This window comes from Spirosoma sp. KUDC1026, assembly GCF_013375035.1.
Classification (GTDB): Bacteria; Bacteroidota; Bacteroidia; order Cytophagales; family Spirosomataceae; genus Spirosoma.
Window position 1 is genome coordinate 77,935 of record NZ_CP056032.1, and the last position, 12,949, is coordinate 90,883.

The 12,949-nt window shown below is 53.3% G+C and carries 8 protein-coding genes; 4 read left to right on the forward strand and 4 right to left on the reverse strand.

Features of this window, described 5'->3' with window-relative positions; genetic code table 11:
• Window positions 1-14 precede the first annotated feature (14 nt).
• Window positions 15-1,616 (reverse strand): McrB family protein, encoded by a 1,602-nt coding sequence (locus tag HU175_RS00315; protein ID WP_176564690.1) that lies wholly within the window; start codon window positions 1,614-1,616, stop codon window positions 15-17.
• 184 nt (window positions 1,617-1,800) lie between these two features.
• Here HU175_RS00315 and HU175_RS00320 point away from each other — a divergent pair, with 184 nt between their 5' ends.
• Together HU175_RS00320 and HU175_RS00325 are read left to right on the forward strand one after the other, a co-directional pair.
• On the forward strand, window positions 1,801-2,664 hold the full coding sequence (locus tag HU175_RS00320; RefSeq protein WP_176564691.1) for a hypothetical protein: 864 nt from the start codon (window positions 1,801-1,803) through the stop codon (window positions 2,662-2,664).
• A 220-nt stretch (window positions 2,665-2,884) separates the two neighbouring features.
• A complete protein-coding gene (locus tag HU175_RS00325; protein WP_176564692.1) occupies window positions 2,885-3,337 on the forward strand; it encodes a hypothetical protein in 453 nt (150 codons plus the stop codon).
• 119 nt (window positions 3,338-3,456) lie between these two features.
• On the opposite strand, the gene HU175_RS00330 is transcribed toward HU175_RS00325, so the two are convergent.
• Both HU175_RS00330 and HU175_RS00335 read right to left on the reverse strand, forming a co-directional pair.
• On the reverse strand, window positions 3,457-5,187 hold the full coding sequence (locus HU175_RS00330; protein WP_176564693.1) for a S41 family peptidase: 1,731 nt from the start codon (window positions 5,185-5,187) through the stop codon (window positions 3,457-3,459).
• Window positions 5,188-5,347: 160 nt separating this feature from the next.
• A complete protein-coding gene (locus HU175_RS00335) occupies window positions 5,348-7,342 on the reverse strand; it encodes an acetoacetate--CoA ligase (protein ID WP_176564694.1) in 1,995 nt (664 codons plus the stop codon).
• Window positions 7,343-7,579: 237 nt separating this feature from the next.
• Here HU175_RS00335 and HU175_RS00340 point away from each other — a divergent pair, with 237 nt between their 5' ends.
• Together HU175_RS00340 and HU175_RS00345 are read left to right on the forward strand one after the other, a co-directional pair.
• Window positions 7,580-9,529, forward strand: coding sequence for a pseudouridine synthase (locus tag HU175_RS00340; protein WP_176564695.1), 1,950 nt, complete (start codon window positions 7,580-7,582; stop codon window positions 9,527-9,529).
• Between the two features lie 89 nt (window positions 9,530-9,618).
• Entirely contained in the window at window positions 9,619-10,272 is a 654-nt protein-coding gene (locus HU175_RS00345; protein ID WP_176564696.1) for a deoxyribose-phosphate aldolase, read from the forward strand.
• Window positions 10,273-10,446: 174 nt separating this feature from the next.
• On the opposite strand, the gene HU175_RS00350 is transcribed toward HU175_RS00345, so the two are convergent.
• Window positions 10,447-12,849 (reverse strand): glycoside hydrolase family 3 N-terminal domain-containing protein, encoded by a 2,403-nt coding sequence (locus tag HU175_RS00350; protein ID WP_176564697.1) that lies wholly within the window; start codon window positions 12,847-12,849, stop codon window positions 10,447-10,449.
• Window positions 12,850-12,949: the final 100 nt, after the last annotated feature.

Here is a 12,949-nt window from a genome sequence, read left to right on the forward strand (position 1 = left end):
CTGACTCATTCAGGTTACAGTGGTTGCTGATAAATTTTTATAAAAACGTCGGATGGTAGCTGATCATACTCACCGCGCTGCAGATATGGATTGATTTCGTACGTAATAACTTCATCCATAAACTCCGGCACCTCGCCAAACAGTCGGCTGGCTGATGCGGGTGTGTATTTCTTTTTCACCCGGATAAGCCGCTGTTCCGGTTCGTTGTTCCAGGCTGGGTTGGCCCCCAGTACCAGCTGAATTTTAGCCCAGTCGCCCACAAAGTATTCCTGCAACAACGGAATAATTCGCTCCCGGAACGCATTACAGAGATCCTCGTGCGTTGTTACGTTCATTAGATACGCGTGCCCCAACTGGTGATCACTGTCGAGTAGGTATTCGATTCGCTCGTTCATCGTCCGCAGCAACTGCGCCAGATCGACGCCCTCAACGGTTCCCAGCAGCGACGGATCGGGCAGTACTTCGCGGAACGCAAACCGACGGCGCAGGGCAATGTCGAGCAGCGCAATGGATCGGTCGGTAGTGTTCATCGTGCCGATCACGTACAGGTTCAGCGGCACGCCAAAGCGCTCCGTCGAGTAGGGCAGGGTGAGCCACAGTTCATGATCAGCACCGAGCCGTTTGTCGGGTTCAAGCAACGTAATGAGGTCACCAAATACGCTGGCAATGTTCGCCCGGTTGATCTCGTCGATCAGCAAATAATGAGCCGGTGCTTTTTGTAGTTTCTGTCGTCGGTTATCGGCCGTATCATTCAGGCAATCGGCTATGGTAGCGTAACCTGCCTGCTGCACGGCCGTCAGACAGGCCTTGTGAAAAATCCCTTTCCGAATGCGGTAGCTGATCTGGTTGTTGATCGTTTCCGGCCGAATTCCTTCAACAAATTCCTCGTAGCTATAGGACGGGTGAAACGTAATCAGACTGGCGCGATCTGAATTCTTGTCGGTCAGATACGGTTGCAGCACGTGCGTTTTCCCCGTACCCGGCGGACCAAACAGGATCAGGTTCAGGGGCTGCCGGACCGACTCAATCTCGGGCGTATAGTCAACGCTGTCTTCTTCCACGCCGTTCTCACGCGGTACATGATCACCGAGTGTCGGGTCGGCGGCCAGCCGGATCAGTTCGCTGAGGTACGCTTCGTCTTCGGCCGCCCGGTAGATATCAGGATTATGCCGGGCCGAGTGCGGCCCCCGCCGGGTGGCTTCAACCAGTTCCGGCAGGCAGTCGAGCCAGCACTGCTGAATGGCCGGCTGATAAAGCAAATGGGCATTGGAATGACCAATAATTGCGGCTACGTAGTTCGACTTTTCACTGATCTGGCTAAAGTCCAGTTCCTCGTAACTCAGCAGTTGTTCCTGGCACGATTTTTTGACAGTTAACCAATATTCGGCTTCACCCCGGTGCGGTTTTACCAGGCGAAGCCCCCACACGAAGTTAACGTTGGCCGTAATAGCCCGCTGGTCCTTACGCACCGTAAAGGCCAGTTTGGCGTCACCGTTGGGGAGATTGACAATATCGATAAGCTCTTTTAACAGCCCGAAAAACCGACGAACGGCTTCGGGATGATTGATGTCGCGGATTTGATCGACTAAGGCTGACTGCTGGGAATCGGTTGGCACAAATAAGGGAATAGGTCAACAAACAAAACAATCAATCAGCGAGCGTTTGCAACGGTTGTCTTTGCCTCACGGATGGCGTTGTCGTTTGTTAATTTGATCGATGTATTCCTTGCGAAGCTACGACTTTTCCCTCTTTTCCGGTACATTCGTTTTACGGGTCTAATCAGCCAGTATGCCATCTATTATGCGTCTTTCGCTACGTCTACTTTTCTTTCTTCTGTCAATAGGATTCGCAGCCTGTAAGAATACGGACAAGGCTGATCCAACCCCCGTTTGCCAGCTTCTCAGCACCACCGACCAACTCGTGGAAACCAGCGGCCGACTGACGGACGAACTAATCCGGACGTTTACCTATAGCGCCAATGCCGTAACAGCCATTGGCGAAAAGTCGGCCAATAAAGAAGCGCTCTTTCGGCTTATGTCCACCAATCAGCGCGTAGCAGAGGCCGTCAATGGTCAGGACGTGATTACCCTGAGCTACGGCACCAGTACGACCCAACCCGTCAGTGCGACGTTCAGTCGCTCGGACGCGGTGCAGTCTACGTTTGTGCTCGAATATAATGCAACCGGAGCGCTGACCCGTGTTGTAGAAAGCCGCCGGGTGCTGCCCGCCAACTCCCTGACGACTGAGCGGGCTTATTCTTTTACCTATGATAACGCGGGCAACCTGACACTGGAGCGGGCCCGGTTCACGTTACGTACGGGTGTGGTGTCGGAGCAGGAAACCGAATACGTCTTCGATACGCACGCATCGGTGTACGCCAACTTCAGCGCCCGTCCATTGCTTACGATTATTGCCCTGACGCAGGCTGTCGAAACAAAGCCGGGCCGGTTCTGGCACACCAGAGCGCCCTTGTCTTTCCAGACGTTCGACCTCACAACGGCTGGTACCCGGTCCACCATGCGCGAAGCAACTACTTATATCCCTACCTACGACGGCAACGGCTCGTTAACTACCCAGGAACAAACAGCCCTCCTTTATCAATCCAGCGTTCCCACGCCAACGACAAAGAAAAACCGGCAGGTATTTACGTACCAGTGTAACTGATTTTTACGGGTTGGCTGGTGCAAGGGCTGCGTTTCATTTACCGGCCACCTTTGCTATCTGTCGGTTAGCAGAACCATGACTCCAGAACACGCATGGCTGTTTCGAATAACAGGATTCTGCATGATCACTCTACCTCTGTATGGAAAAAGAATGCAGCAACTGACAATTTGGCGCCGGCTTCCGCTACGTTATGTAGCCGAAAAATCGTTGTTTTGCAGCTATGAGAAACCTATTCATTGCTCTTTTACTCAGCGTATCAGCTTCGGCTTTCGGGCAGGCATCGGTAGCCTACTACCCATTCAACAACCTCGTTACCGTCAGCACCAATGCCGATCGGTTGTTCTGGGCCGACGCGCGGGTGCAGACCAATACGGTCTTTGCTTCGCTTAGCACGACCCTCTGCCCCATGGTCAACATCGTCCGGAAACAGCAGGTCAACTATTACACTGGCCTGGGTGTGCGTTTCAACCCACTCAACGGCCTCGATAACCGCGACGTGCTGGAGGGCTACTCACTCCAGGTCGGGGTCCGCGTGAAACCCATTCCCTTTGTGCCTAATCTACGCGTTGCCTTTGAGATTGCGCCTTACGCCCGCAAGGATTTCAAACTCGGCAGTATGCAGTCTTTTCTGGGTATTGCTTACCAGTTCAGCAAGAAGAAGCAGCCTTTGTAGGTAGACAAGAGACAATAAGACGGAAGAAGAAAGACCAGTATAGAAGAGAAAAGACGTAAGAAGAAAGAAGCGCATCAGCTAACCTCTTTCTTCTTACGTCTTTTCTCTTTTGTCTATTCTTACTTCTTATCCGGCGCGTTGTAGGTGAACATGCCGTGTTCCAGTTTATCGGCCCGGTCGAAGAGTTGCAGAGCTTTTTGATACGTATCGTCCGCTTCGGAAATGACCTGGAAATACTCGTTGTTCAGCCCCGCCTTGTTGCTTTTCTGATACACATAGCGGGCTACCAGCGCTTTGATCTGCGTCCGAATATACTCTTTCGAGCGGTTGTATTCCTTCTGATTGAACGGCACTCCTTCGGCAGCAGCCTCTTTTGTCAGCCGATTCATAAAAGCATCGTCCAGCGTAACCGTCCGGTCAAACTCGGCGAACGGCAGCTTTTCCAGACGCTTCCGGTTCGCGTTGGCATACTCGACAGCGTACTCACGAATAAGATTCTTGTTAAACAGCTTGATCAGATACGGTGTCTGCCAGCTCGAATCGCGGGGAATGAAATAGTCGGGAGTGATTCCCCCGCCACCGTACACGACCCGGCCGCCGTCGGTTTTGAATTTCAGTTTGGGATCGTTCTTGATCGAATCGGCAATGTAGTATTCACCCCGCTTCGAGCGCAGCTCCAGGTCTTTCTCATAGTCCCCTTCCTGACCCGGAATGTAAGGTTTCTGAATGCTGCGTCCGCTGGGTGTGTAGTACCGCGAGATCGTGAGTCGCAGTTCGGAGCCATCGCTCAGTTGAACCGGCATCTGCACCAGCCCTTTCCCGAACGAACGCCGACCCGCAATCAGGGCGCGGTCATGGTCCTGCAGGGCACCCGCCACAATTTCCGAAGCCGAGGCACTCCCCTCATCCACCAGCACGACCAGCGGCCCTTCTTCAAACTGACCCGCAATGCGCGCAAACGTCTGACGGTCGTAGCGGTTGTCTTTCCCGTTGGTGTACACCAGCATTTTGTTACCCGAAATAAATTCGTCGGCAATGCTGGTTGCCCGATCCATGTAGCCGCCGGGGTTATTGCGCAGGTCCATCATCAACTGCTTCATCCCCTGACTTTTCAGCGACGCCAGCGCCGTCTTGAACTCATCGTAAGTTGTTTCGGAGAAGCGGTTGACTTTGATGTAGCCCGTTTTGTTATCAATCATGTAAGCCGCATCGATTGAATAGGTCGGAATCCGATCGCGGGTCACGGTGTACACTTTGGGAGCTTTGTCTCCTTTGCGCAGAATCGTCAGCTTGACCGGCGTACCGCGTTTGCCACGTAACGCTTTGTAGACATCGCTGTTTTCAATTTTGGTACCAACCAGCGCCTTGTCATCGACTTTGATGATTTTGTCGCCACTCTGGATGCCGACGGCTTCAGATGGCCCGCCCGACATGGGCGTTACGACGTACACCGTGTCTTTATAAATGTTGAACTCGACCCCAATTCCGTCGAAGCCGCCTTCCAGTTGCGAGCGGGCTGCAACTGCGTTCTGCGGATTCAGATAGGCCGTGTGCGGGTCAAGTTTCTGCAGCATCTGCTCGATTGAATAATCGACCAGCTCATCGGTATTAACCGTATCGACGTAGTTATTTTCGATCAGCTGCAGGATTTCCCGGTATTTCGTGTAACCCCGCCCAATGGTATTCAGGCTTTTGGTACCGCCAAAGAACGTAGCGCCGATCAGCATGCCACCGGCCATCGTCAGCCCCAGCAGCATGGGAAGGCGCACCGTTGATTTATCATTGCGAATATGTTCCCGGCTTCCTTTTGGGGTTGCCGATTCGCCGTTTGTTAATTGTCCTTCTTCCATATGGTGCCTACCTTCCTTCAGTCGTTTCTATACCCCCTAAACGTTTGGAATATAGCGAAATGTTTGCCACGTTATCGACTGTTTTCTAAAAAAATGTTAAAGCCTACTCTGCGGTGATTCACGTACAATTTACCCCTCATTTTTCGGCGCAAACGAGGACTTAACGTCTATCCGTAAAGTTCGTAAACTGGTCGAGAGAGGCCGGATTCCGGAGGGTATCCCGACTGACGGCCAGCGATGGGTCGACGCCGGCCAGTATTTTTTTCACCGGCGTTTCAACCTTCTTCCCGCTGATGGTGTACGGAATTTCGTCAATGGCATAAATCTGGTCCGGTACATGCCGGGGACTAAGCTGCTTTCGCAGGGTAGCCTTGATGCGAGCGATCAGTTCATCGGTCAGTGTATGCCCCTTCCGCAGCACCACGAACATCGGCATAAAATAGCGCCCACCGGGTTGTTCCAGCCCGACAATCAGGCTGTCGGCAACTTCGGGCAGGTTTTCGATGGCGCTGTAGATATCGCTGGTTCCAATCCGAACGCCATCGCGGTTCAGGGTCGCGTCCGAGCGGCCGTAAATAATAACCCCGTTCCGTTCGGTAATCTCGATGTAATCACCATGCCACCAGAGGCCGGGGTATTTTTCGAAATAACTCGCGAAGTAACGCTGGTTACCGGTGTCCCCCCAGAAATAGATGGGCATAGAAGGCATCGGTTCCAGAATGACCATATCGCCCTGTTTACCCCGAACCGAATACCCCTTCTCGTCGTAGGCTTCGACCTTACAACCCAGCAGCCGGCACTGAATCTCCCCTTCGTAGACAGGTTGGAGAAGATTCCCCCCCACAAAACCGCTGCAGATGTCAGTCCCGCCACTGAACGAAATCAGCCAGACGTCCGACTTGATCGCGTCATAAATCCAGCGGAAGCCTTCGGGCGGCAGGGGTGATCCGGTAGACGCAATAGTCCGTAGATTTCCCAGCCTGAACTCGCTGCCCAGCCGTTTACCGTCTGCCGTCAAATCAGCTTCGGCGCGCATGCAGGCCAGGTAAAAAGCAGCCCCGCCCCCGAAATGATTGATACGGGCCTCTTCGGCCAGTTTCCAGAGCGTTTTCAAATTCGGATAGGAAACCGATCCTTCGTACAGTACCAGCGTAGCACCGACAAGCATGGAGCCGAGCGCAAAATTCCACATCATCCAGCCCGTAGTCGAATACCAGAAGTAACGCTCGCCTTCACGCACGTCCTGGTGCAGGGCCAGCGTTTTCAGGTGTTCGAGCAGGCAGCCTCCCACGCTGTGGGTAATAGCTTTGGGCTTACCCGTCGTTCCCGACGAATACAACACCCAGATTGGATGATTGAAGGGGACAAGTTCAAACGTCAAACCGTCGGGTGCGTAGGTTTCCAGTACCGAGGCCCAGAGAGTCGCCCGTTCCATACGACTGTCGGGGTCGAGATACGGCACCCAGATCACCCGCTGCAGGGTAGGCAGGCTGATACGTAGTTCCCGTATATCTTCGGTTTTATCGATGGGCTTCCCGTTATACGTATAGCCATCAGCTGCAATCAGAATTTTTGGTTCGATCTGTTGAAAGCGGTCAACAACGCTGTTCGTGCCAAAATCGGGTGAGCAGCTCGACCAGACAGCGCCGATGGCGTTGGTAGCCAGAAACGCAATGACCGCTTCAGGAATATTGGGTAATACCGATGCAACCCGGTCGCCAACGCCAACCCCCTGCTGTTTCAGATAAGCCGCGACGGCCGCTACCTGCTTTTCCAGGCTAGCCCACGAGATTGTGGTCAGTCGGTGTTGCTCCGACGCGAACATAAGGGCAGGATGCTGCGCGTTTTTGTGGCGAAAGATATGCTCGGCGTAATTGATCGTAGCCCCGCTGAACCACTCCGTCCCAATCATACTGAGGGTATCGGGTTGAAAAACAACCTGCCGATAGTCGGTTCCGCTCTGCACGTCGAAAAACTCCCAGATGCTGGCCCAGAAATCTTCCAGATCCGTAACAGACCACTCCCAGAGATCATTATAATCCCGGAAATACAGTCCTTTCTTGACAAAAAGCCAGTTGAAATACTGTTTCAGAATCGACTGATCGGCCGTCCGGCGGTCGGGTTTATAGAGGAGATTGGGTAGGTTCTGTGTCATCGTGGGGTGGCAGGCTACGCATGAGTTAGACAGGTGAGCCCCTTAGACAACGATTTTAGGCCAACTTCTTGCGTCTTCGGATTGTTTTTTCAATAAAATGCGTTGTGTCCGCAGCAGGCGTAGCAGCGATTCTTGCAAAAGCTGTACCTTTGCATCCCTTTTGAACAGGGCATTATACTTACCGCTGATAATCAGCACATCAAATACGCACAACAGTACGATTTACTGTATTTTTCCATGAATCAAGACTCAGAACAGAACCGCCCCGGCCGCCCAGATTCGCGCCGTGATGGCGAGAGTCGTTCCTTCGGCCGTCGGGATGACGCTCCACGCTTTAATCGATCTAACAACAGCTCGCGCAACGACCGTAGTGGATACGAGCGTAGTGGCAACGAGCGCTCGTCTGACAGCGACAAGCCCCGTTTTAACCGCGACAGAGACAACTCTGACCGTAGTGGAAGCGACCGTAGTAGCAATGACCGCCCGCGCTTTAACCGTGAGGGAGGTAACGACCGTAGTGGATACGACCGCAGTGGCAGCGATCGGCCGCGCTTTAATCGGGATGGCGGAGACCGCCCATCCTTCAACCGGGACCGTAACAGTAACGACCGTAGTGGTAACGACCGTGGCGGCAATGACCGCCCCCGTTTCGACCGCGAAGGTGGTAACAACAGCCGTGGTGGATACGACCGTAGTGGCAACGACCGTAGTGGTAATGATCAGCCACGCTTTAACCGAGATAATAACGAGCGGGGCGGTAATGATCGTCCTACCTTTAACCGCGACCGGGGTGATCGTGGTGGCAATGATCGGCCACGCTTCAACCGAGATGGCGACAACAGCCGCGGTGGTAACGAACGTAGTGGATACGACCGTAGTGGCAACGACCGGCCGCGCTTTGATCGGGACCGCAACGACCGTGGCGGCAATGACCGGCCTCGTTTTAATCGCGACGGTGGTAACGACCGTAGTGGCGACCGGCCATCGTTCAACCGGGATCGTAACGACGATCGCCCACGGTTTAACCGCGAAGGTGGCAATGATCGCCCGCGTTTTAACCGGGACGGCGATAATAGCCGTAGTGACCGTAGTGGTAACGACCGTAGTGGTAACGATCGGCCACGCTTTAATCGGGATCGGAGTGATCGTTCAGACAAACCAGCATTCAAACGGGTAGGTGGTTTTCAGCGCAACTCCGACGAACGGAACCGCGAAAACTGGAACCGTTCTGACCGGAACGAAACACCCCGTCGTGGCCGTCGCCAGGATGGTGCCTATGATCCAAACGACCGCTTCACGAGCGATCAACGCAAGGATTCGGGCGATCGCCGGACCGGACAATATAAGAAAGCGCCTAACTACGAACTGGAAATCGCCCGTAATCGCGATATGCAACGGAACGATCGACCCACTCGGAACGACCGCAGCCAGGGCGATAAAGAAAATCGGCCAGTAGCCACGGTTCACAATGACGAACCCGGTCTGACGCGGCTTAACCGCTACATTGCCAACTCGGGCGTTTGCTCGCGTCGGGAAGCAGACGAACTGATCGCGCAGGGCAACATTTCGGTAAACGGTAAAGTCGTGACCGAAATGGGCTACAAAGTAAAAGAGGGCGATACGGTGAAATATGGCACAAAAGTGCTGAACCCCGAACGCTTCGTTTACGTCCTGCTGAATAAACCAAAAGATTATATCACGACGACGGACGATCCGGAAGAACGGAAAACCGTTATGGAGCTAGTAGCTGATGCGGGTAATTTCCGGATGTATCCGGTAGGCCGTCTGGACCGTAACACTACGGGTCTGCTGCTGCTAACCAACGACGGCGAACTGGCTGACAAGCTGACGCACCCGTCGTACAACGTTCGCAAAATTTACCAGGTGGAGCTGGACAAGCCCATCACCGAAGAGCATTTCGACGCCATTAAACAGGGCATTACGCTGGAAGACGGTGAAATCAAACCCGACGCGCTGAGCATCGTTACGCCCGACGCTTACGTTGTCGGTATCGAAATTCACTCGGGCCGGAACCGCATCGTGCGTCGTATTTTCGAGAACTTCGGCTACGAAGTCACCAAGCTGGACCGTACGACTTACGCTGGCCTGACCAAGAAAGAACTGCCCCGCGGTAAGTGGCGTTTCCTGGAGCCGAAAGAAGTCATCAAGCTGAAATACCTGAATTAATAAAGAGCGAAAGAGTTAATGAGCGAAAGAGCGAAAATCCATCCGGACAATCGCTCTTTCGCTCATTAACTCTTTCGCTCTTTGACCTTATGAATCACCTGTTCCCTTATATCGAACTAGCATTACTGCATCCTGACGTAACGCTTAATGAGCAGTACAGCGCGCTCGATGACGTAACGCAGTTGGGTATGGCGGGCCTGACCGTAGCGCCGTTCTGGGTGAAGAAATTCCGGCGCGAGCTGGGCGACACGCACCCGGCCGTACTGGCAACAGTGGTTGGCTATCCATACGGGTACCAGCGTACGGAAGCGAAACAGACCGAAGTGGAGTGGGCACTAAACGACGGAGCCAGCGAAGTAGAGATTGTTCTCAATACCTCTGCCCTCTTTTCTCCCTCGGCCGACTGGTTGAAGATTGAAGTAGCCAAACTGGTAAAGCTAGCTCATGCGCGCGAGAAGTTCCTGACGGTTATTATGGAGTCGGCGCTACTTACGCCTGATCAGCAGAAACACCTCATCAAACTCTCAGTTGACGCTGGAGCCGATTTCATCAAAAACGCAACGGGAATTCGTAATGATTCCTTCTCGCTGGAAGTAGCCTTACAATTTCGACAGGCTATACCAAAATCAGTAGGGGTCAAAATTATCGCCGACGGGGCTATTTCCGATCAGCTTGATGCACTGATCGCTGCGGGTGTCGAGCGGCTGACGCTACGGTACCCCAGTCCCTTGCTGGAAGATTGATTTACTTTTTTGTCATGCTGACGAAGGAAGCATCTTAACGTTTCCTATCGCATAAGTCAGGAGACACTAAGATGCTTCCTTCGTCAGCATGACAAAAACAAAGACGTAAAAGGAAAGAAGTGCATCTGCGAACCTCTTTCCTTTTACGTCTTTTCTCTTTTATCTCAATCTTGTCTACGGTTTCACCGCCAAGTCCCGCGTCAGGGTAAAGTCTTTCTTCTGGCGAATGTCCTCCGATGACGCGCCTGCCATAACGGTGAACTCACCTTTTTCAACAACCCAGTTCATGCTGGGATTATACAGTTTCAGGTCGTCGGCGGTCAGGGTGAACGTAACAAGTTTTTCTTCACCCGCTTTCAGGTTCAGCCGCTCAAACTTTTTGAGTTGCTTCAATGGGCCAACTACCGAACTGGTTTTGTCATCCACGTATAGCTGAACTACTTCGTCTCCGTCACGGCTGCCGGTATTTTTCACAGCCATCGTTACCGTAACCGCTACGTCATTGCCCGTTTCCGATACCGATACGTTCAGATTACTGTAGTCAAATTTTGAGTAGCTCAGTCCATAACCAAACGGATAAAGCGGCTTGGTGTCCATCTCAACGTAATCGTGGCGAGACGGCTTTTTGTAGTTGTAATACACCGGCAGTTGCCCCGCCGATTTGGGAACGGAAATCGGCAGACGGCCGGCGGGGTTGTAATCACCGAAGAGAACATTGGCGATAGCGTTGCCCCCCTCCTGCCCCGGATACCAGGCATTGACGATAGCAGGTACGTTAGCCGCAGCCCAGTTTAAATTCAGCGGACGTCCTTCGATCAGCACCAGAACGACTGGTTTCCCGGTCTGCATCACGGCTTTCAGCAGATCCAGTTGCTTGCCCAGCATATCCAGACTGGCGCGGTCAAAGCCTTCGCCACTTTCCATATCGCTTACGACACCTTCTCCCGCCTTTACCGTAGCCGCGCCCGTATTCTGGTATTCCGTCTTGAAATCGCGGGCGCTGGAGCCGCCCAGCACCACTACGGCTACGTCGGCCTGCTGAGCCGCCTGCACGGCCTCAGCAAGGTTAGCATTCGTTGTGTCGCGAATAGCGCAGCCTTTTACGTACGTAACGCTGGCAGAGTTACCTATTTTGTTTTTGATCCCCTGTAATACCGTTACTACGTTACCGTCGGCCTGTGGAGCTGTGTAATCACCAAGTTGGTTATAGACGTTGTCGGCGTTGGGACCGATGACAGCAATGCGCTTGGTTTGCTTATTCAGCGGCAGCAGGTTTTTATCGTTTTTCAGCAGAATAACCGACTCCTGAGCCACGCGTCGGGCCAGATTGACGTGGGCGGTATTCCGTACACCAGCCGTTGCTTTCTCAGGCGATACATACGGGTTTTCGAACAGACCCAACTGAAATTTCTGGCGCAGTACGTGGCTTACCGCCGTATCCAGCACGGCGGCCGATACCATGCCTTGTTTGATTGCCTCCAGTAGCGGTTTACCAAATCCGTAACCGCTCAAGTCCGCATCCAGTCCGGCGTTGATGGCCTGCGCAGCCGCTTCGGCAGCACTCACGGCCGTGTGGTGATTACTCCGCAGTCCTGAAATACTGCTCAGATCTGACACCGAGAAGCCCTGAAAGCCCCATTGTTTACGTAAAACAGTCTTCAACAAGTATGGATTAGCCGTACAGGGAACGCCGTCGATGGAATTGTACGCCGTCATAATCGACAAGGCACCAGCTTTCACGGCCGCCCGGAACGGGGGCAGATACACCTGCATCAGTTCGCGGGGTCCGGTGGCGACACTTCCTCCGTTGTGCCCCCCTTCGGGGACGCCATAAGCCGCGAAGTGTTTGAGCGTCGAAATGATGTTGACGCCACTTTTCAGGCCTTTCCCCTGGAAGCCCGTCACCATCGCAACCCCCATCTGACTATTTAGAATCGGATCTTCGCCGTAGGTTTCCTCCACCCGCGACCAGCGCGGTTCGCGCGCCAGATCAAGAACGGGTCCATAACCGGCGTGAGCGCCCTGCAAGCGTGCTTCCTGCGCAATGGCAGTTGCCATTTCGTTAATCAGGGCCGGGTTCCACGTGCTCCCCTGCCCCAGCGCCGTTGGGAAAACGGTTGTGCCGATGGCCATGTGGCCGTGCGGGCATTCTTCGGACAACAGCATAGGAATGCCTAGCCGTGTATTCTCGATGACGTATTTCTGGAGGGCGTTGGTCGCCTGAGCGGCCAGGGCTGGATTTAAACCCGTTTTTATCGTTTTCTGCGTCCAGGGGTCGGCACGTAACGTAGCCCAGAGCATACCAATGTGTTCTTCATTAACCGCCTTCTTGAATTTATCGCTGACCGATACGTTGTCGCCCTGCTTCTGGTACATTTCCCAGCCCAGCAGTGTAGATAACTGACCGACTTTTTCTTCGGTCGTCATTCGCTTCAGCAAATCCTGCACCCGTTTATCAACCGGGGCGGCTGCATTCTTGTATACGGGAGTAGCTGATTTCTGCGCGTATGTGGCAGGCGAAAACAAAGCCAAGCCAACTGCCAGCGTCAATAATTTACGGGTAGGTAATGCATTCATCCCGAATGATACGCAGAAAAGTAATCTGATCGTCCGCACCAGCCACAGAAACGTAACATATTTTAATAAATTTTAAAATATGCGGCTTAGCCGTATAGGC

Bases quoted from the DNA above. Each gene is read 5' to 3' on its own strand.
- HU175_RS00320 (WP_176564691.1), top strand. From the start codon at position 1,801: ATGCGTCTTTCGCTACGTCTACTTTTCTTTCTTCTGTCAATAGGATTC.
- HU175_RS00325 (WP_176564692.1), top strand. From the start codon at position 2,885: ATGAGAAACCTATTCATTGCTCTTTTACTCAGCGTATCAGCTTCGGCT.
- HU175_RS00330 (WP_176564693.1), bottom strand. From the start codon at position 5,187: ATGGAAGAAGGACAATTAACAAACGGCGAATCGGCAACCCCAAAAGGA.
- HU175_RS00335 (WP_176564694.1), bottom strand. From the start codon at position 7,342: ATGACACAGAACCTACCCAATCTCCTCTATAAACCCGACCGCCGGACG.
- HU175_RS00340 (WP_176564695.1), top strand. From the start codon at position 7,580: ATGAATCAAGACTCAGAACAGAACCGCCCCGGCCGCCCAGATTCGCGC.
- HU175_RS00345 (WP_176564696.1), top strand. From the start codon at position 9,619: ATGAATCACCTGTTCCCTTATATCGAACTAGCATTACTGCATCCTGAC.
- HU175_RS00350 (WP_176564697.1), bottom strand. From the start codon at position 12,849: ATGAATGCATTACCTACCCGTAAATTATTGACGCTGGCAGTTGGCTTG.